The 20,348-nt window shown below is 34.4% G+C and carries 14 protein-coding genes and 4 pseudogenes; 13 read left to right on the top strand and 5 right to left on the bottom strand.

Going from position 1 to position 20,348, the window contains the following annotated elements:
* The first annotated feature begins 125 nt into the window (after window positions 1-125).
* The 4 genes from deoC (at window position 126) to F8162_RS25300 (ending at window position 3,848) form a co-directional block, all read left to right on the top strand.
* Window positions 126-797, top strand: a complete 672-nt coding sequence (gene deoC, locus F8162_RS25315; RefSeq protein ID WP_098088518.1) for a deoxyribose-phosphate aldolase — start codon at window positions 126-128, stop codon at window positions 795-797.
* A gap of 102 nt (window positions 798-899) precedes the next feature.
* The gene (locus tag F8162_RS25310) at window positions 900-2,081 is read left to right on the top strand and encodes a NupC/NupG family nucleoside CNT transporter (protein WP_098221743.1); all 1,182 of its coding nucleotides are present in this window, start codon (window positions 900-902) and stop codon (window positions 2,079-2,081) included.
* 36 nt (window positions 2,082-2,117) lie between these two features.
* Window positions 2,118-3,419 (top strand): pyrimidine-nucleoside phosphorylase, encoded by a 1,302-nt coding sequence (locus F8162_RS25305; RefSeq protein WP_001983022.1) that lies wholly within the window; start codon window positions 2,118-2,120, stop codon window positions 3,417-3,419.
* Between the two features lie 33 nt (window positions 3,420-3,452).
* Window positions 3,453-3,848, top strand: coding sequence for a cytidine deaminase (locus tag F8162_RS25300; RefSeq protein WP_000358539.1), 396 nt, complete (start codon window positions 3,453-3,455; stop codon window positions 3,846-3,848).
* 237 nt (window positions 3,849-4,085) lie between these two features.
* On the opposite strand, the gene F8162_RS25295 is transcribed toward F8162_RS25300, so the two are convergent.
* From F8162_RS25295 to F8162_RS25285, 3 genes and pseudogenes are all read right to left on the bottom strand, one after another.
* Window positions 4,086-4,316 (bottom strand): DUF896 domain-containing protein, encoded by a 231-nt coding sequence (locus F8162_RS25295; RefSeq protein WP_000789775.1) that lies wholly within the window; start codon window positions 4,314-4,316, stop codon window positions 4,086-4,088.
* A gap of 178 nt (window positions 4,317-4,494) precedes the next feature.
* The gene (locus F8162_RS25290; RefSeq protein ID WP_225990184.1) at window positions 4,495-5,214 is read right to left on the bottom strand and encodes a sulfite exporter TauE/SafE family protein; all 720 of its coding nucleotides are present in this window, start codon (window positions 5,212-5,214) and stop codon (window positions 4,495-4,497) included.
* 15 nt (window positions 5,215-5,229) lie between these two features.
* Window positions 5,230-6,213, bottom strand: a pseudogene (locus F8162_RS25285) (F510_1955 family glycosylhydrolase).
* Between the two features lie 221 nt (window positions 6,214-6,434).
* Here F8162_RS25285 and F8162_RS25280 point away from each other — a divergent pair.
* The 6 genes and pseudogenes from F8162_RS25280 to F8162_RS25255 all read left to right on the top strand — a co-directional run bounded on the left by F8162_RS25280 (window position 6,435) and on the right by F8162_RS25255 (window position 13,413).
* On the top strand, window positions 6,435-7,718 hold the full coding sequence (locus F8162_RS25280; RefSeq protein WP_151630813.1) for an aminopeptidase P family protein: 1,284 nt from the start codon (window positions 6,435-6,437) through the stop codon (window positions 7,716-7,718).
* 118 nt (window positions 7,719-7,836) lie between these two features.
* Window positions 7,837-8,373: pseudogene (locus F8162_RS25275) on the top strand (multicopper oxidase domain-containing protein); the annotation flags it as partial.
* A gap of 243 nt (window positions 8,374-8,616) precedes the next feature.
* A pseudogene (locus tag F8162_RS29520) lies at window positions 8,617-8,697 on the top strand (transposase); the annotation flags it as partial.
* Between the two features lie 23 nt (window positions 8,698-8,720).
* A complete protein-coding gene (locus F8162_RS25265; RefSeq protein ID WP_151630812.1) occupies window positions 8,721-9,800 on the top strand; it encodes an RNA-guided endonuclease InsQ/TnpB family protein in 1,080 nt (359 codons plus the stop codon).
* A gap of 157 nt (window positions 9,801-9,957) precedes the next feature.
* Window positions 9,958-11,064 (top strand): annotated as a pseudogene (locus tag F8162_RS25260) (multicopper oxidase family protein); the annotation flags it as partial.
* Between the two features lie 639 nt (window positions 11,065-11,703).
* On the top strand, window positions 11,704-13,413 hold the full coding sequence (locus F8162_RS25255; protein ID WP_151630811.1) for an SH3 domain-containing protein: 1,710 nt from the start codon (window positions 11,704-11,706) through the stop codon (window positions 13,411-13,413).
* Between the two features lie 175 nt (window positions 13,414-13,588).
* Here F8162_RS25255 and F8162_RS25250 read toward each other — a convergent pair whose 3' ends face one another.
* Entirely contained in the window at window positions 13,589-14,131 is a 543-nt protein-coding gene (locus F8162_RS25250) for a hypothetical protein (RefSeq protein WP_151630810.1), read from the bottom strand.
* Between the two features lie 332 nt (window positions 14,132-14,463).
* Between F8162_RS25250 and topB the strand changes: the two genes are divergently transcribed.
* Window positions 14,464-16,608 (top strand): DNA topoisomerase III, encoded by a 2,145-nt coding sequence (topB, locus tag F8162_RS25240; protein ID WP_151630809.1) that lies wholly within the window; start codon window positions 14,464-14,466, stop codon window positions 16,606-16,608.
* Window positions 16,609-16,877: 269 nt separating this feature from the next.
* Window positions 16,878-18,122: a DUF4153 domain-containing protein gene (locus F8162_RS25235; protein ID WP_151630808.1), complete on the top strand. Its 1,245-nt coding sequence runs from the start codon at window positions 16,878-16,880 to the stop codon at window positions 18,120-18,122.
* 130 nt (window positions 18,123-18,252) lie between these two features.
* Here the strand turns inward: F8162_RS25235 and F8162_RS25230 are convergent, their stop codons facing one another.
* Complete coding sequence (locus tag F8162_RS25230) at window positions 18,253-19,218, bottom strand: arsenic resistance protein (protein ID WP_151630807.1); 966 nt, start codon at window positions 19,216-19,218, stop codon at window positions 18,253-18,255.
* A gap of 295 nt (window positions 19,219-19,513) precedes the next feature.
* Here F8162_RS25230 and F8162_RS25225 point away from each other — a divergent pair, with 295 nt between their 5' ends.
* A complete protein-coding gene (locus F8162_RS25225) occupies window positions 19,514-20,206 on the top strand; it encodes an FMN-dependent NADH-azoreductase (RefSeq protein ID WP_151630806.1) in 693 nt (230 codons plus the stop codon).
* Window positions 20,207-20,348 lie beyond the last annotated feature (142 nt).

The following is a 20,348-nucleotide window of genomic DNA, read 5'->3' as shown; positions in this document are numbered from 1 at the left end:
ATGCGCTTTATTTACTACAAGAAAATTCCTTTTTAAAAAGGATGAACAAAATTTCAAAAGTGTATTTACATTTGTTCAACTTAGAGTTAGAATGAAGTTGTTAAAAGATATGAGGAGTGAAGATAATGAACATTGCAAAGTTAATTGACCATACAATTTTAAAAGCTAATTCTACAAAAGAAGATGTGATGAAAGTAATCGAAGAAGCAAAGGAATATAAATTCGCTTCAGTTTGTATTAATCCTACATGGGTAAAGCTAGCTGCTGATGAACTAGCTGGACATGATGTAGATGTTTGTACTGTAATCGGTTTCCCATTAGGAGCAAGCACTACTGAAACAAAAGCATTTGAAACAAAAGATGCTATCGCAAAAGGTGCAACTGAAGTTGATATGGTAATCAACGTAGGTGCTTTAAAAGACGGTGACAACGAGTTCGTTGAAAAAGACATTTATGAAGTAGTACAAGCAGCAAAAGGAAAAGCTCTTGTAAAAGTAATCATTGAAACTTGCCTATTAACAGATGAAGAGAAAGTACGCGCTTGTGAATTATCAGTAAAAGCCGGTGCTGATTTTGTAAAAACTTCAACTGGATTCTCAACTGGCGGAGCAACTGCTGAAGACATCGCATTAATGCGCAAAACAGTTGGACCAAACGTTGGTGTAAAAGCATCTGGTGGCGTTCGTACACGTGAAGATGCAGACAAAATGGTAGCTGCTGGAGCTTCTCGCGTTGGAGCAAGTGCTAGTGTTGCAATCGTATTAAATGATGCAAAAGGTGCTACGGATAACTACTAATCATTAATGAAGTCAAAAGCAATAGATACACAAAGTAAAGTGCATCTATTGCTTTAACAATTGAAAAAAATGTAAGCGGATACGAATGGGAGGAAACGGCTTATGAAATACTTAATCGGTATTTTTGGCCTCGTATTGATTTTAGGTATCGCTTGGCTTGCTAGTAATGATCGAAAAAAAGTCAAATATCGCCCAATCATAACGATGGTTATATTACAATTCATTTTGGGATTTTTATTATTAAATACAAGTGTAGGGAATGTATTAATTAGCGGAATAGCAGATGGTTTTGGAGAGCTATTAAAATATGCCGCTGACGGTGTGAATTTCGTATTTGGTGGATTAGTAAATCAAAAAGAGTTTTCGTTCTTTTTAAGTGTATTAATGCCAATCGTATTTATCTCAGCTTTAATAGGTATTTTGCAACACATTAAAGTATTACCTATTATTGTGAAATCTATCGGTCTAGCATTAAGTAAAGTAAACGGAATGGGGAAACTAGAATCATATAACGCTGTTGCTTCTGCGATTTTAGGACAATCTGAAGTGTTTATTTCAGTTAAGAAACAACTAGGATTATTGCCAGAGAAAAGAATGTATACATTATGTGCATCTGCAATGTCTACCGTTTCAATGTCTATCGTTGGATCGTATATGGTGTTATTAAAACCACAATATGTTGTAACCGCTTTAGTGCTTAACTTATTCGGTGGTTTTATTATCGCTTCTATCATTAACCCTTATGAAGTTACTGAAGAAGAAGATATGTTAGAAGTACAAGAGGAAGAGAAAAAGACTTTCTTTGAAGTATTAGGAGAATACATTATAGATGGATTTAAAGTTGCGATTACAGTGGCAGCTATGTTAGTTGGTTTCGTTGCTCTTATCGCATTCATTAATGCAGTATTTAAAGGTGTAATCGGTATTTCATTCCAAGAAATTCTTGGTTATGTATTTGCACCATTTGCATTTATTATGGGTGTACCTTGGCATGAAGCAGTTAATGCCGGAAATATTATGGCAACAAAATTAGTATCAAATGAATTTGTCGCTATGACAGATTTAGCACAAGGAAACTTTAATTTCTCAGATAGAACGACAGCGATTATATCTGTATTCTTAGTTTCATTTGCAAACTTCTCTTCAATTGGAATTATTGCAGGGGCAGTTAAGAGCTTAAATGAAAAGCAAGGGAATGTAGTCGCAAGATTCGGTTTGAAATTACTTTTCGGTGCAACATTAGTAAGTTTCTTATCAGCAACAATCGTTGGCTTATTATTTTAACAGATTCATATCATATAAAAAGGAATGGTGATTGTAATGAGAATGGTAGATATTATTGCAAAAAAACGTGATGGCAAAGAATTAACGACTGAAGAAATCAAATTCTTTATTAATGGATATACAGACGGAAGTATTCCTGATTATCAAGTAAGTGCACTTGCAATGGCAATCTTCTTTAAAGATATGACAGATCGTGAACGTGCAGATTTAACGATGGCAATGGTGGAGTCTGGAGAAACAATCGACTTATCAGCAATTGAAGGAATTAAAGTAGACAAGCATTCAACTGGCGGTGTTGGTGATACAACAACATTAGTATTAGGGCCATTAGTAGCTGCTTTAGATGTACCAGTAGCAAAAATGTCTGGTCGTGGTTTAGGACATACAGGCGGAACAATTGATAAATTAGAAGCGGTAGAAGGATTCCACGTTGAAATTACGAAAGAGCAGTTCATTGATATTGTAAACCGTGACAAAGTAGCTGTTATTGGACAAACAGGAAACTTAACACCTGCTGATAAAAAGATTTATGCATTACGCGATGTAACAGGAACAGTAAACTCAATTCCTTTAATCGCAAGTTCAATTATGAGTAAAAAAATTGCAGCTGGTGCTGACGCAATTGTACTTGATGTAAAAACAGGTGCTGGCGCATTTATGAAAACAGAAGAAGATGCAAAAGAATTAGCACATGCAATGGTACGTATTGGAAATAATGTAGGACGTCAAACTATGGCTGTTATTTCAGATATGTCACAACCTCTTGGATTCGCGATTGGTAATGCTCTAGAAGTGAAAGAAGCGATTGATACGTTAAAAGGTGAAGGTCCAGAAGATTTAACAGAATTAGTACTTGTATTAGGAAGTCAAATGGTCGTACTTGCGAAAAAAGCAAATACATTAGAAGAAGCTCGTGAAATGCTAATTGAAGTTATGAAAAACGGAAAAGCAACTGAGAAGTTTAAAGAGTTCTTAAGCAATCAAGGCGGAGATAGCTCAATCGTAGACAATCCAGAAAAAATGCCACAGGCGAAGTATGTAATTGATGTACCTGCTAAAACTTCAGGTGTTATTTCTAACATTGTTGCAGATGAGATTGGTATCGCAGCTATGTTATTAGGTGCTGGCCGCGCGACAAAAGAAGATGAAATCGATTTAGCAGTAGGATTAATGTTACGTAAAAAAGTTGGCGATGCAGTAAAAGAAGGCGAGCCATTCGTAACAATCTATGCAAATCGTGAAAATGTAGAAGATGTAAAAGCAAAAATCTATGAGAACATTTCTATCGCTGAAACAGCAGTGGCTCCTAAATTAGTTCATACAGTTATTACTGACTAATGATAATTACACTTACTTTGAGGAGGAAATAATATGGATAAGAAAAAATATATTGAAGAAGCAAATAAGATGTTATCGAAAGCATATATTCCGTATTCGAAATTTCCTGTTGGTGCAGCATTAGTTACGAAAGAAGGTAAAATCTATACTGGTTGTAATATAGAAAATGCGTCTTACGGTTTATGTAACTGTGCAGAAAGAACGGCAATCTTTAAAGCAGTATCAGAAGGTGAGCGCGACTTTAGTTACTTAGTCATTACAGGAGAAACGGACGGACCGATTTCACCATGTGGTGCTTGTAGACAAGTAATTGCTGAATTCTGTGAACCGAAAATGCCTGTTTTACTAACAAATGTAAAAGGCGATGAAAAAGAAGTAACTGTTGAGCAATTACTTCCAGGTGCTTTCTCAATAGAAGATTTAAAATAAATTGAAAAGCCATTCCGCAATTATGAATTGTGGAATGACTTTTTTATATTTAAATGTTGAATGTAATATTTTGTTCATATTCCGTTCATAAACTTTGCGTAAAATGATTGTATCGTGGAGAATTGCGATGTATCGTTCATATGTTAAATTAGAAAATACAATAAAAAGAGCTGGAATTTCTAAATAGGAATTCCGGCTCTTTTTATGTTTTATACGATTGTTTGTTTAGCATTGATTTCATTTGCTTAATTTTAAACGTATTTGAGCATCTTGTAATGCGGCTGGTGTAACGTTAAGACCATGTTGATCAACAATTTTTGTGTTTAATAAAATGGAATCTAAGCTTCCACGAAATGTTTTTGTATAGTTTTGACGCAACATTTGTTGTTCTTGTTTTTCATCAACTGTTAATCCAGATGCTTTTTCTTTTTTTGATAATTCGTTAATACGGAATAAAATGTTTTTCATTGGATTCACCTCTAGTTAGATTTCGTTACATTAGTAACTTACTAATGTATAGTTATTGTAACGTATCTTTTAATTAGTGTCAATGCCTTAGTAAGGTATAAAAGGTATTGTTGTTTTCCATTATGAGAGTAATGAGCAAAAAAGGTAAGTTCAAGTCACTTGAACTTACCTTTTTTATTTATATCCAATATAAAGATATATCATAAAATCCAACTAAAATGAGTAGTATCCCAGCTATAAGCTGAATGGTTTTTCCTATTTTTCTGCTCTTTTTAAGTAGTGCCCCATTTAATCCAAGGTAGGAGATGATGGACATTAATATAACGATAGGAAGAGCAGTTCCTATCGAAAAGAATGTCGGAAACAAGTAGCCATAATTATATGAGAAAGATAAAGGGATTAGCGTTCCGAAAAATAGAACGAACATAGTCGGACAGAAAGCTAAGGAAAAGAAGAATCCAAGTAAAAATGATCCAACTTCATTTTGTTTTCGTATAAATTTGATTGAGAAAAAACTTCTTCCTTTAATAATACCTGCCAACATTAGCCCCATTAAAATTAATAAAGGCCCAATTATTTTTCGTAACCAAGGGAAGTACAAAGTTAATATTTGTTGAATCTCTTTTCCTAAAAACCACACGAATAGTCCTAGAGTTGTAAAAGCTATTATTTTTCCTAAAATGAATAACAATATATGTTTCCATGCATGTCCTTTTTGTAAAGATTGATTGCCATAAAGTGTAATAGCACTAATGTTTCCTGTTAATTGGCAAGGAGCGAGGGTACCTACTACGCCTAATAAAAACGCAAATAAAAGAGGTACTGATTTCGTAGCATTCGCGACATTCATTAAAGGAGACATGAGTTGATAGCTCCATTCACTAATTGTTGAAAACAAGTTATATTCACCCTTCTAATTAAATTGGAATGTTCCCTCTTTCGTAATCTGCTTCCACGTTTTACCCTCATCTGTAGAAAGGAACACATTTGCTTTCATTGTAGCAAATGCTATTTCAGCTGAATTTTGAGGGTTTTGTGATATGTACATAATTGCATCTTTAGCATCTAAAGATGGAGTTTGTATGTTTGTCTCTTCATTTGTAGCAATTGATTTCTTCGTTACGATTTGTTTATTGATAGGGGCGTAAATAACCTCTTCATTACTTAATGTAACTGCAGTCGATTCAAGTGATGTAGAGAATAGTTCAAATGTATTTCCGTAATCTGTAGATAAGTAAACACCGTCTTTAGTACTTAACGCGATTACACTAGCTTGATCTGGATGTACGGAAAAGGCATGAATCGTACTTGAAAGACCTTTTAACTGACTATTTTTCCAATCTTGTCCGTTGTTCGTACTGAAATAAAAACCTTGTTGCAATTTAGAATTAGGACGCTCATTGTATAAATAAATTGCTTCTGTATTATATCCGACAGCAAGGTTATGAAAATCAGATTCTCCATAAAATGCTAACTTTTCAAGGGTATTACCGCCATCAGAACTTTTCATTAACCCTAAAGGGTTTTTTTAATTTGCGCCTCGTTCAGGATGACCGCTAGCAAAGAATCCGTTCTTCGTTGCCTGAAATCCCATATAATCATGTAGCTCAGTCTTAGTTTCAAACCATTTTCCATTTTGGTAAACGTTTATCCCGCTATGAGTGGCGATAGAAACCCCAGGCATATTTCCTGCATAGCCAATTCCGTGAATGTGCTCGATTTTTCCAGATGTAGTTTCTTTATAGAAGTTTTGGGGGCTCGTAGTTACTGTTTCTGTATGTTTTGGCTGAGATTGCACCGTGTCTTTCTTCGACGTTGCTGTTTCGACGTTGCTAGAACATCCTGAAATGAATAATAAAGAAGTAATTGCTAAACCTGTTGCTACATAATGTTTCAAAGTTGTAGCTCCTTTCCTGTATATGAGATTTTAAGTATATATAATAAATGTCAAGAAATTGTGGAGTAGTATGCGTAATTTTGATTGGAAGGGGCCTTAGTAATGAAAATTTCCCTTTCTCTATGAGTACTATTAATTGACGAAAAATTATAACAATAATAAAATGAATGGTGTTAGATAATTAGTTTTTTAATCATACATAGAACGCTAGGGGGATTATTATGAAATCAACATTTTTTGCTCAAAATAGAGAACGATTAGTAAACACATTACCAGATGAATCTATTACTATTTTATTTGCTGGACAAGCACCTCATATGTCAGCGGATGCACATTATAAATTTGTGCCGAATCGAAATTTTTACTATGTAACAGGAATCGATGAACCAAATGTTATTTTCATGTTGAAGAAGTTTGGAAATAGTGTGGAAGAAACACTTTTCATTGAAAAGTCAGATCCAGTAATGGAAAAATGGGTCGGTAAAACTGTTTCTAACGAGGAAGCAGAGAAAATTTCAGGTATAAAGAAAGTTGTATATTTAGATAGCTTTGAAAAGACAATGTCAAATATATTTTTTACAGAAAATGTGAAGCATCTATATTTAGATTTAGAGCGTCGTGAGTGGAATGGAGCGGAGACAAAAACGCTTACGTTTGCTAAACATGTAAGAGAACAGTATCCACACGTTTTAATTGGTAATGTATATCCGCATATTTGTGAATTACGAGTGTTTAAAACAGAAGAAGAAATTGAAATTATTAAAGAAGCAATTGGGGTAACAAAAGAGGGTATTTACAACGTACTTAAGCATGCAAAAGCTGACATGATGGAGTATGAATTAGAAGCTCAGTTTGATTTCACACTGAAGTCATCTGGCATTAAGCATCATGCATTCAATACAATTTTGGCAAGTGGAAAAAATGCTACAGTTCTTCATTATGAAGATAATGATGCACAAATTCAAAATGGTGATTTAGTACTGCTAGATTTAGGCGCTCAAAAAGACTACTATAATGCTGATATTAGTTATACATTCCCGATAAATGGAACATTCTCTAGTCGCCAAAAACAAATGTATAATATTGTATTAAAAGCATTGAAAGAAACAACGAAACTCATTAAGCCAGGAGTAAAGTTTGCTGCATTAAATGAGCATACAAAAAAGGTACTGGCAGAAGAGTGTAAAGCAATTGGTTTAATTCAAGAAGACGAAGAGTTATCGAAATACTATTATCACGGTGTCAGCCATTTCCTTGGTTTAGATACGCATGATGTAGGAATATATAAAGAGAGAGTGTTAGAAGAAGGTATGGTTATAACAATTGAACCTGGTCTTTATATTGAAGAAGAATCAATTGGAATTCGTATTGAAGATGACATTCTTGTAACGAAAGACGGACATGAAAACTTGTCAAAAGATATCATTAGAGAAGTTGAAGAGATTGAAGCGTTTATGAGAGAGAATAATGTGAATGTAAAAGAAGATGAAGTTGTTACAAAATAATCATTAGTAGAGGCGCTCAATTTTGGGCGTCTTTTTATTTGATCCATTGCACATCTCCATATTTTCTTGAAAATCATTTTTTATAATGATTTTGAAAAAGAAAAAGGAGGGGTTTTCCATGAAGCGTTTTGTATTAACAGCAGTTACGGTCTCTGTCATATCTTTAATTGCTGCATGTTCCGCGACCACAAATACAACAAACGATTATAAAAATATGAATGATAAAAAAACACCACAGACTGAAACGGCTACAAAACCATTGAAAGTTGAAAAAGGGCCAGAAGTGACTTTAATAGCAAAAGAAGAAAAACAAAAGTTAAGTAATGGTGTTATTGTTCCGGTCTGGACATTTAATGGTTCATCTCCTGGTCCGGAAATTCGGGTGAAAAAAGGTGAAAAGGTGAAAGTAACTTTGAGAAATGAATTATCTGCACCAGTATCTATTCATTGGCATGGGTACCCTGTCCCGAATAATATGGATGGAATTCCAGGTGTTACGCAAGATGCAGTTGAATCTGGAAAAAGTTTCACCTATGAGTTTGAAGCGAACGTCCCAGGAACGTATTGGTATCATTCACATCAAGATTCTGTCAATCAATTAGATAGAGGTTTGTATGGTGCTCTTATTGTAGAGGATACAAATGAAAAGGACGACGGCCCTTCTCGAACGAGAAAGTCCATCGCCTTTAGGCATGGGATGAAAGTGGGATTGGATACGGAGTACCAATAAAAATCGCAAGGTTCGTGGTACTTTAAGTATCCAAAGTATAGGTCGTTTCTCTGGGTCTTTTTTGTTGTAATTTTCCGAAAATAAATGATATATTATAACGAGAATAAATGATTATAGAAGAACGTTTCAAAGTGTTTGAGAGAAAAATCTCCTCGTCGCATAGAGTTGCAAAGTTTATGGACGCAGTCCCATTTTGTTTCTATTGCTGGAAATGTGTCAAGTGAGACAATAAAACAGTATGTTGAAAATTAAAAAACGAGGGGATGAAACGTATGTCACAGACCCTAACAGTGAAAGTGAAATTGATTCCAACAAAAGAACAAATCCGTTTATTGGAACAAAGTAGTCGTGAATATATCAAAGTCATGAATATGCTTGTATCTGAAATGGTTGAAGCAAAGGAAAGCACGAAAAAAAGTACGAAAGATATTGAAGCGAATATACCAAGTGCATTGAAGAATCAGGCAATCAAAGATGCGAAAAGCTTATTTGCTACAAAAGTAAAGAAAAGCAAGTATAAAATCATTCCGATTTTAAAGAGACCTGTTTGTGTATGGAACAATCAAAATTATTCATTTGACTCCACCCATATTTCAATCCCGTTTAAGGTAAATGGAAAGTCAACTCGTTTAAAGGTCCGCGCTTTATTAATCGATAAAAACAATCGTAATTTGGATTTGCTAAAACATAAGTTAGGTACACTTCGCATCACAAAGAAATCGAATAAGTGGATGGCCCAAATATCGGTCACGCTCCCTATAAGTGAAAAAGCAGGGACGAAAATTTTAGGAGTAGACTTAGGTCTTAAAGTCCCTGCGGTAGCGATCGCAGACGATGACAAGGTTCGTTTCTTTGGGAATGGTAGGCAAAACAAATATAAGAAGCGTAAGTTTCGTAGTGTTCGTAAGAAGTTAGGAAAAGATAAAAAAGTGACTGCCATTCGGCGATTTGATGATAAAGAACAAAGATGGATGCAAGATAAAGACCACAAAATAAGTCGTGAAATCATTGATTTTGCGATTGCTAATCATATTTCTGTCATTCGATTAGAACAACTAACGAATATAAGACAGACGGCAAGAACAAGCCGTAAAAACGAAAAAAACCTACACACTTGGTCATTCTATCGTTTGTCAAAATTTATTGAATATAAAGCGATATTAGCTGATATTCAGGTTGAATATGTGAATCCAGCGTATACAAGTCAAAGCTGTCCGAAATGTGCTAAAAAGAACAGGGCACAAGACAGAAAGTACAAGTGTCAATGTGGGTTTGAGACACACCGTGATATCGTTGGGGCGATGAATATTCGCTACGCAACTGTGATTGATGGTAACAGTCAATCAGCCTAAGCACCTATATGGTCTGGTTTAGGAGGGGCAATGAGATGCCCTCATCTTGAAGGCTGTTCAAAACAGAAATGGACTGCGAACGCTTAGTCATTCAAGAATCCCCCCCCCGTAATTACGTAAGGATTGGGGCTTGCGACTTTAGTCGTGGGAGTCTCAAACATTAATGTTAGATGAATGGGTAACAGATAAAGAAGAAATTAATAAGCAGTTAAAAGAAATGACAAAAGGGCAAATAGAAAAAGTAGATGGTAATAAATCTAAGGATAATGAAAATACGAAAAAGAATGATGATAAGAACGGCATGGATCATTCTAGTATGGACATGGGCAGTGATAAAAAAGACTCTGGCAATATGACAGGAATGGACCATGGAAATATGAAGATGGAAGGTCATGATATGAGTATGTATGATGTATTCACAATCAATGGTAAAAGCGGGGATTTAGTAGAACCATTAAAAGTGAATAAGGGAGATAAAGTTCGTCTTCGGCTCGTTAATGCTGGTTATCTATCACATGATATACACGTTCACGGTCATGATATAAAAGTAATTACGACAGATGGTCAACCAATAAACGATCCAAAATTTATAAAGGATCAAGTCATTTCAATCGCACCGGGTGAACGTTATGATATTGAATTTACTGCTAATAATCTTGGGAAATGGTATGTTGAAGACCATTCAGAAAATAAAGGTGCAAAAGGCATGAAAGCTGTTATTGAATATGATGGCAGCAAAGAGATGGAAGATAAGGCAGATGAAAAAGAAAACTTACCGAAATTAGATATGACGAAATATGGTGGTAAGAAATTAGGTAGTTTCACGTTAAATCAACAGTATACTGCCGCATATAATATGGACTTAAATACGCAAATGAATGGAAATGAAATGGTATATACAATTAACGGAAAGATATTTCCGGATATTGACCCAATTCCAGTAAAAAGGGGTGATTTAGTAAAAGTAAAATTGGTAAATCGTTCTAAAATGGACGATCATCCAATGCATTTACATGGTCACTTCTTCCAAGTGTTGAGTAAAGATGGAAAACCGATAGAAGGTTCTCCAATTGTGAAAGATACTTTGAACCTAAAACCAGGTGAAGAATATGAAGTAGCCTTTGTAGCAGACAATCCGGGTGATTGGATGTTCCACTGTCATGATTTACACCATGCTTCCGCGGGGATGGTAACAGAAGTGAAATATACAGATTATAAATCTGACTATGTTCCGAATCCAAACATTCCTAATAAGCCGGAATAAGGTGAAATTCATGTAGTTTATAATGATGTAAAGCAGTTATCTTTATAGATGACTGCTTTTATATGTAATGTTGTGAATTGTGAATATTATTTTTATAAAAGTTTAGACAATAAGAGGGAGCTACCCTATAGAAAAAGCTTACAAGATAAAAATGTTTTTTTGTTATTTATAGATTAAAAAACATAATCGTTTTCGATTAGGATAGAAGTGTATAAATGTAATGTATTGTAGTTCCAAAAGGCTAAATACTTATATTTGACCTTTCTTTTATTTTGTACTACAATTTGTAGTGCGAAAGGAGAACGGGTATTTTTAAGCAAAAGTATAAGTTAAATGAAGAAGACTCAAATTATGATTTTGTATTTTGTAGTATTAATTACGGGTGATTATTTGTAGCTATTTTTTTTAGAAATTTAAACTACGTTGTGTAGTGTTAAGTTGAGAGAATGAGAGGATTTTCAGAGTGTTAAGGATTTAAGCTTCTATTATTACTAGATATAGATGGCAGAAAATAAATAAAAATTCAATATGGATAATAAAAGGATAATTTTACTGAATAGTTAGAATGGAAATAAATAGAAATTAATATAAAGACATGATGATAATTGAATGTGTTTATTAGGAAGGTGTTTTGTACATATGAAAAAGATTTTAGCTAGTGTAGCGGTAGCCTCTGTTACAGGAAGTATATTTGTTAGTACTGCCCAAGCGAAAAATACTAAAATACAAAAAGACACGAAGCATGAGCAACCTACTAATTTAGTGAAATATGGAAATCAAGTAACAGTAAATACGGATGCTCTACGTGTCCGCGCACAGCCGAATACGTCTAGTGCAATAATGGGACGCGTCTATGAAGGAGAAGTTTTACAAGTTATTGGAGAAGAAAACAGTTGGTTGAAAGTTAATCATAAAGGAAAAATTGCCTACGTAAGTGGTGAATTTGTTTCGGAAAATGTTGTATCAGCGAAGACGAATGTAAGCATGAGTCGTAGTAAAACTGTAACTGCTAATGTATTACGTGTTCGCACACAGCCGAATACATCTAGTGCAATAATGGGGCGCGTGTATGAAGGGAAAGTTTTACAAGTTATTGGAGAAGAAAACGGCTGGTTGAAAATTAACCATAGTGGAAAAGTAGGTTATGTAAGCAGTCAATTTGTAATAGACATTGGCTCAAATAGAAGCGGCAATAACAATGGGAAATTTCAAGTTGCGAGTGGGGATTACAAAGTTAACGTATCCTCTCTCCGTGTTCGTACAGGTCCAAGTACTTCCCATACGATTTTAGGCTCTATGTATAAAGGACAAGTTGTTCCAGTGACTGGTGAAGTACAAGATTGGTTCAAAATTAATTATAAAGGACAAGACGCTTATGTTAGTAAAGATTACATTTCAAAAAGTGGCTCAAATGCAAATGCAGACCAAACAAATGAACAACAAAATAATGTTACGGTTCAAGCTGACGGTACATACATTGTAGATGCAACTTCTTTACGTGTTCGTACAGGTCCTGCTATTTACCATAGTGTAATTGGTGGTGTATTAAACGGACAAGCATTGCAAGTAACTGGCGTTGAAAATGGCTGGTTGAAAATTAAGCATAATGGAAGAACAGGTTATGTAAGTAGTGAATATGTAAATTTCGTTAAAGGAGGTACACCATCAATACCTGAAACCAGTAATCCATATACTGGAGCAATAGTTGGTGACTACTATGTTAACGTAAGCGTGTTAAATGTGAGGAGCGGTGCTGGTATAAATCACGGTATAATTGGTGCTTTATCAAAAGGGATAAAAGTACAAGTCCTATTTGAAAAAAATGGCTGGTTGAAAATTAATTACAACGGTAAAAACGGTTATGTATCAAGTAAATTTCTATTAAAAACAAGTGTGACTAGTGAAGAGGAGCAGCGACAATCCAAAGAGGGAAATACAATAAATGAAATTAAAACAAATGATTTTATTCAACCAGCTGTAGGAAGATACACTTCTAGATTTGAGAAACGTGGTGGGCGAATGCATCACGGATTAGATATTGCTTCTTCGGGAACAGTGCCGGTTGTTGCCGCCGCAGAAGGTGTAGTCACTCGCTCTTATTATTCTACAAGCTATGGTAATGTTGTTTTTATTTCTCACAATATTAACGGACAAACATATACGACTGTATATGCTCATTTAAAGAGTCGTTTTGTTTCTGCGGGTCAAAAAGTGAAGCAAGGACAACAACTTGGCATAATGGGGAATACAGGACAATCTGAAGGACAACACTTACATTTTGAAATCCATAAAGGTGAATGGAATGCACAAAAGAGCAATGCTATGGATCCAAAAATATATATTGGTTAAGTGGACATTCAATATTTCAACATGGCATTGTATAGCTTCTCAAGCAAAGGAATTGAATATCTATGAAATTAATATGTTATTAAGTATATAGATTTAGAAGTTTTGGACTAACGATTCAAAGTGTTTTTTATCTTCATCAGTTCAGAAATAAAATTAATGAAATCGATTATAGATGCTAATGTTTATGTTGTTCTTCTGTGGAAGAGATTGGCGTATGCTCTGGGAACGTTACGAATACAGTCAGGATAATTACAGCGCCAATTGAGAGTAATAATAGAAAACAACGACGGGTATAAGTAGTAAATGTGTCTGATAAAAGCTGGATCATACATGACATAGTTATCGTTATAGTAAGTAAAAGGCTAATCAATAGTATACTATGGGCTTGTTGAGTGTTTAACATTTCTGTAATCATTGCTCCCATCATACTCGCCATTAATCCAGAGAACATTCCTTCTAAAGCAGTAAATAGGTGAAACCGTAGACCGATTAGAAAACCGATGCAACCACTAATCAAAATGGCGAGCAACGTAGAATATAGTAATTCTCCTTTAAAAAGAATACCTAAATAAAAACCTATACTTAAACCAAGACTCATACTAAAAGACATAATAAATACCATATACTCCATTAGGGTACCGTTACGTTTGGAAATATATGATGTGATAAGAATCGAGATACAACAAAGTGTTAAGGTGGTTAATGTGTAAGCAAACATTATGATACCTCCCTGTCCTATCGTTCATTTCATCATATGTTCAAATGGAGAGAACTTATGCTTATTTATATCTGCAAATTATCTGCACAATTTAATAAATGTAAACAAGTAGGCGCTAGATTTTTTGAGCGTCTTTTTTATTTGTAAGCATGTGAAAGAAATTGTTTTATAATGAGTTTCTATTGTGAAGCCATAAAGAATAAGCGTATAATATTATAGGTCTCCCATTTGCGAGACAAACCGCGAATGATAAATAAGATTGTTGTTTTATCATCGCCTCTAAACAGATATACAATGAAAGTAACACTGGAATACAGATAGGGAGTTATAAAATGAAATTAATTATTGCCGAGAAACCAGATCAAGGTTTGGCTCTTGTTTCACAGTTTAAATATCGACGGAAAGATGGATATTTAGAAGTAGAAGCGAATGAGTTATTTCCAAATGGAGCGTACTGTACATGGGCAATTGGTCATTTGACGCAGTTATGTAATCCAGAGCATTATCACGCGGAGTGGAAAAAATGGTCACTTAATACGTTACCGATGATTCCAGAGCGTTTTCAATTTGAAGTAACAAAGTCAAAGTATAAGCAATTTAATGTTGTGAAACAGCTGTTACATAATCCTCAGGTAACAGAGATTATTCACGCGGGCGATGCTGGGCGTGAAGGGGAATTAATCGTACGAAACATTATTAATCTTTGTAACGTGCAAAAGCCGATGAAGCGTCTTTGGATTTCATCTTTAACGAAACAAGCTATTTATCAAGGGTTTAAAAACTTGCTTGATGAATCAGATACAATCAATACGTACTATGAGGCGTATACAAGGTCATGTGCGGATTGGGTCGTTGGTATGAATGCATCGCGTGTCTTTAGTATTTTGCTAAAGAAAAAAGGAATGAATGATGTATTTTCAGCTGGTCGTGTACAAACACCGACACTTGCATTAATCGTAAAGCGTGAAAAAGAAATAGAAAACTTTAAGTCTGAGCCGTTTTGGGAAGTGTTCGCAACCTTTAATATAGAAGGAAAGAAGTATGAGGGGAAATGGGAGAAGGATAGTGAATCCCGCTTAAAAGACCCTGATATGGCAAATAAAATTGCGGCATTTTGCCAAGGGAAACCGGCAGTAGTGAAGGAAATGAAAACGGAGCGTAAAGAGTTTCAGCCGCCGTTTTTATTTAATTTATCAGCACTGCAAGCGACAGCTAATAAAGCTTTTAAATTTTCACCGAAAAAGACGCTTGATATAACACAAGCACTATATCAAAAAGGGATAGTTTCTTATCCGCGTTCGGATTCTAACTATGTTACACAAGGAGAAGCAGCGACGTTCCCTGATATTTTACAGAAATTAAGTCAGTTTGATGAATATAAAGGGTTATTACCAGCTCCAGTTGAATCGATTATGAATAATAAGCGTTATGTGAATGAAAAAAAAGTTACAGATCACTACGCTATTATTCCGACAGAGCAAGTTACAAATCCAAGCAAACTATCAGGTGATGAAAAGAAAATTTACGATATGATCGTAAGAAGATTGATTGCGGCGCATTATGAAGTAGCAATCTTTGACTACACAACGATTACAACTCTTGTAGATGAACGTGCTGAATTCATTTCAAAAGGAAAACAGCAGATTCAAGAAGGATGGCGTAAAGTAATTTTCCAAGATGATAAAGATGATGAAACAATTCTCCCAATTGTAGCTGAAGGTGAACAAGGAAAAGTTGTAAAGGTGAAAGTGAAAGAAGGAAAAACACAGCCACCGAAGCGCTATACAGAAGGACAACTTATTACGTTAATGAAAACAGCCGGTAAGTATTTAGAGAATGAAGAGCTGGAGAAAGTATTAAAGAAAACAGAAGGTTTAGGCACAGAGGCAACGCGTGCAGGTATTATTACGATGCTGAAAGACCGTAAATATATAGATGTGCAGAAAAACCAAGTGTATGCAACCGATAAAGGGAAAGTATTAATTACCGCAATCGGTGATAAAATACTAGCTTCACCAGAAATGACAGCGAAATGGGAGCAACGCCTTGCGGAAATTGGTGAAGGCACAGCTTCACCAGCTACATTTATGGAACAAACGAAAAAGCTATCAGCTAAAATTATTGAAGATGCAGTGGAAATGTCGGAGAAATGGGATTTCACTGGATTACATGTTGAATCGATTGAGCGAAAAGGATCGAAATTTACAACAGGTAAAAAGGTTGGTAGCTGTAAAAAATGTGATGGCGATGTGATTGATAAGTCAACGTTTTACGGTTGTTCAAACTACAATACAACGCAATGTGATTTTACCATCTCAAAGAAGATATTAAGTAAAACAATTTCGCAAAAGAATATGACAAAGCTCTTAAAAGGTGAAAAGACCGATTTAATTAAAGGCTTTAAAAAAGGCGAGAAAACGTTTGATGCGATGTTAGAGTGGAAAGATAATAAGATGAATTTTGTGTTTGAGAATTAAGTAGTTTCAACAAATAAAAAAATATGATAATTAAACTGTATCCTATAGAATAGACACTTGAAAAAGTCTATTCTATAGGATATTTTTTTGAATAAGTAGTACTATTTATTTTTATTTGAAATAAAATATACAATAAAAAAATCTTTATAATTGATAATTATTTATTGTAAAACAATAAATTTTGTATTAAAATCAATATCATGATAAATCAGTGAGGTGCTTTTTATAGAAAGGTAACAACGCTGTTTTTTATTAGAGGAGGTAAAACTATGAACAATCACAATTTGATTATTGAAAATATGGATAATCCTCATGAGTTGGAGAGAATGTATAGAAAAGACCCAAAAGCTTTTAAAAAGTCATTCTCACAAGCATGGGATGAAAACCCTGATTCGGAGGTTCTAGCTGCTTGGTATGAAAGGTTGCATTTCAAGGAGACGGCAAATAACGAAAAAAAATCGTTGTTTCAAAAAGGTTTCTTATTCATGGGCATGTTAGCAATTCTAGCTGGCCTAAGCACTAGAATCATTTTCCACTTTGTCGAGCAGGAAGCAATTGCTCCAATTAACTTGGCTTTTGGTGTAATTCCCTTTATTGCTGCTTATTTTATTTACAATAATACTCCGAAAAAAAGTATTATTTATTTCCTTGCAGCGTTGTTCCTAATTGCCGGGTTGTATCTTAATATGTTGCCATTAAATTATAAAGACAGCAGTATCCTTGCGTATTTACATCTTCCTATATTGTTATGGGTCTTATTGGGACTTGCGTTTACGGGAAATGAATATTCAAAAGGCAGTACAAGATTAGCTTATATAAAATTTAATTTAGAATATTGTCTTCTCTACGCGAGCATGGCAGTGAGCGGAATGATACTAGCAGTATTCACGATGAAGTTATTTAGCTTTGTTGACTTGGATATAGGAGAATTCTATTTTAGTAATGTTGTATTATTTGGAGCTGCCGCTCTCGCTGTAGTGGCTGCATACTTAGTATCATTGAATCTTAAACTTGCTAAAAATATTACACCATATATAGCTAAAATTTTTAGTCCTCTCGTTCTGATCACATTGTTTATTTATCTTATAACGGTAATTTGGGTCGCGAAAAATCCATTCTTGGATCGTAATTTCCTTATGGCCTTCAACGTAATACTCCTTGGTGTATTGGCTGTTACTATATTTTCTATCGTTGAGAGTGAGTCAGACGAGAAAAAGAGCATTTCAGATTATATAAACTTTGCCTTAATTGTTTTGGCACTTATTATTGATACTGTAGCTTTGTCAGCTATCGTATTTAGACTTTCTTCTTACGGGATTACACCTAATAGACTTGCTGTTTTAGGCGTAAACATACTGATTTGGGCAAATCTCATTTGGATTATGTTCTCCTATATGCGTTTTCTACAAAACAAATCAGGACCGACAGCTATCCAAGATGCCGTTACGAAGTATTTGCCAATCTACGGAATTTGGGCAGCTTTCGTAATATTTACTTTTCCTATAATTTTTTAATTAGAAAGACATTGTAAATGTAACGACAAGCTAATTTTCTATCACGTATAAAATCCTTAGAGCCGATAATTATCGTTACTTCTATAAGTTCTCGAAAATAAAAAACGTCCTACTTTGGGACGTTTTTTTATTATGTATATTGCTTTGTTTTCTTAATAAGTAACAACACTTGTGAAACGCAAGCAAGTACTGGTAGTTCAATTAACGGTCCAATAACGAGTGCAAGTGCAATAAGAGGTTCGTCTGGAAAAGCTGTTACAGCAATAGCGAGTGCAACAGGCGAGTTTCTTGCTAATGTTGTTAAGCTTAGACTAACTGTATCTTTATAGGATAAACGCATCATGCGTCCGATAAATTGACCGAGTACAAAGTTAATGAGGAAGAACAATAGAACAGGAATGAGTAATAGGAAAACGACATTCATATTCTGTAGTAAATATTTACCTTGTGATGCAAACATCGCTACGATTGCTAAGCTTAAAAATACAATTTGCGCAGAGCTGAAAAACGGAATGAGTGTATTCTCGAGTGTTTCAGCTTTTTTCAGTTTATTCATAATGAACTTTGTAGCGTGTGCAAGTACAAATGGTAAGACAATTACGATAACAATACTTTTTACTAAAACAGAAACCGCTACAGTCTTCATGACACCAGCAAATAAAAATAAATAAATGGGAAGGAGTAGTACTTGCAATATTAAATTTACAGGCAAAATAGCAGTAGAAAGTGCTACATTTCCTTTCGCTATTTCAGTAAAGATTAAGTACCAATCTGTACATGGAGTAACCATTAACATAATAAATCCAACCCAAAGTGCTGGGTGATCTGAAAGAAATAGTGCTCCTAACCCCCAAGCGAGTAAAGGTGTCCATACAAAATTAATAGTAAGGCTCGTTCCAGCGAATTTTAAATTACGGAATCCATTTTTTATTTCTTTCAATGGAATGCTGAGGAATAATCCATACAGCATGAAAAATAAGAAGGGGACAATAAATTGCTCTGCATACATATGTATCAAATTAAATTGTCCGAGTACGATGCCGCATGTAACAGCAAAAAGAATAATAAAAGTTTGAATCTTTTCTATAGTGCTCATGAGTAAATCCTTTCTAAATATGAATTGCCCTCTCTACATCCATTATACAAACAATAAAGTTACAATGGGTGTATGAATTGAATTGTGGTCATTATTTTTAATTCGAGATATTATTTTTTTGTTTAAAGTTACTTGACTAAAGTAAGTAACTGTATTACAATCACTTACATAAGGTAATTAAATAACAAAAAGTTTTTTGTTTTTATACTTAAGGTATCTATTGGAACTTATTATTAGAATAAGAATTTTTATGATGATGAATAATGAATATGACAAGAAAGCTTAGGTGAAGAAAATGGGGTTATTTAGCTCGTTATTTGGTAAAAAGGAAGAAAATACAAAAGTAGAGGAGAATAAAACAATGTCAAAAGTATTATTTGTAAAAGCGAACGATCGTCCAGCGGAGCAAGCAGTTAGTTCAAGAATGTATGAAACATTTGTAAGTGCTTATAGAGAAGCGAACCCAAATACAGAAATTACGGAGTTAGATTTATTCGCATTAGATCTTCCGTATTACGGAAATATCGCTATTTCAGGTGGATACAAACGTAGTCAAGGAATGGAGTTAACAGCAGAAGAAGAGAAGGCTGTAGCTACGGTAGATCAATATTTAAATCAGTTTTTAGAAGCTGATAAAGTTGTATTTGCCTTTCCACTATGGAACTTCACAGTACCAGCGCCATTAATCACATATATTTCATACTTATCTCAAGCTGGAAAAACATTTAAATATACAGCAAATGGCCCAGTAGGTTTAGCTGGTGATAAGAAAGTCGTTGTATTAGGTGCACGTGGTTCAGATTACTCTTCAGAACAAATGGCTCCTATGGAAATGGCCGTTAATTATGTAACGAATGTGCTTGGGTTCTGGGGAATTACAAATCCAGAGACTGTTGTAATTGAAGGGCACAATCAATATCCAGATCGTTCACAACAAATTGTTGAAGAAGGTTTAGAGAACGTTAAAAAAGTAGCGGCAAAATTTTAATTGATAGTAAATGTAAAAAACCAACATGGATGACCATGTTGGTTTTTTAGTCTATTTCTATGTTAAAAAATGTATATTTATAAAATAAAAGAAAAGTTTGAAAATAGTATTGCAAAATATTATATTTCAAACTATAATGAGG

Origin of the sequence: Bacillus sp. CH140a_4T (assembly GCF_008923725.1) — a bacterium.
In the GTDB taxonomy this organism is placed as follows: domain Bacteria; phylum Bacillota; class Bacilli; order Bacillales; family Bacillaceae_G; genus Bacillus_A.
Note: the sequence above shows the minus strand (reverse complement) of the source record. Positions and strands in the feature narration are given on the sequence as shown.

What these genes read in the sequence shown, in the direction of transcription:
- F8162_RS25280 (WP_151630813.1), top strand. Translation starts at nt 6,435, where the DNA reads ATGAAATCAACATTTTTTGCTCAAAATAGAGAACGATTAGTAAACACA.
- F8162_RS25305 (WP_001983022.1), top strand. Translation starts at nt 2,118, where the DNA reads ATGAGAATGGTAGATATTATTGCAAAAAAACGTGATGGCAAAGAATTA.
- F8162_RS25265 (WP_151630812.1), top strand. Translation starts at nt 8,721, where the DNA reads ATGTCACAGACCCTAACAGTGAAAGTGAAATTGATTCCAACAAAAGAA.
- F8162_RS25300 (WP_000358539.1), top strand. Translation starts at nt 3,453, where the DNA reads ATGGATAAGAAAAAATATATTGAAGAAGCAAATAAGATGTTATCGAAA.
- F8162_RS25250 (WP_151630810.1), bottom strand. Translation starts at nt 14,131, where the DNA reads ATGTTTGCTTACACATTAACCACCTTAACACTTTGTTGTATCTCGATT.
- F8162_RS25235 (WP_151630808.1), top strand. Translation starts at nt 16,878, where the DNA reads ATGAACAATCACAATTTGATTATTGAAAATATGGATAATCCTCATGAG.
- F8162_RS25225 (WP_151630806.1), top strand. Translation starts at nt 19,514, where the DNA reads ATGGGGTTATTTAGCTCGTTATTTGGTAAAAAGGAAGAAAATACAAAA.
- deoC (WP_098088518.1), top strand. Translation starts at nt 126, where the DNA reads ATGAACATTGCAAAGTTAATTGACCATACAATTTTAAAAGCTAATTCT.
- topB (WP_151630809.1), top strand. Translation starts at nt 14,464, where the DNA reads ATGAAATTAATTATTGCCGAGAAACCAGATCAAGGTTTGGCTCTTGTT.
- F8162_RS25255 (WP_151630811.1), top strand. Translation starts at nt 11,704, where the DNA reads ATGAAAAAGATTTTAGCTAGTGTAGCGGTAGCCTCTGTTACAGGAAGT.
- F8162_RS25230 (WP_151630807.1), bottom strand. Translation starts at nt 19,218, where the DNA reads ATGAGCACTATAGAAAAGATTCAAACTTTTATTATTCTTTTTGCTGTT.
- F8162_RS25310 (WP_098221743.1), top strand. Translation starts at nt 900, where the DNA reads ATGAAATACTTAATCGGTATTTTTGGCCTCGTATTGATTTTAGGTATC.
- F8162_RS25295 (WP_000789775.1), bottom strand. Translation starts at nt 4,316, where the DNA reads ATGAAAAACATTTTATTCCGTATTAACGAATTATCAAAAAAAGAAAAA.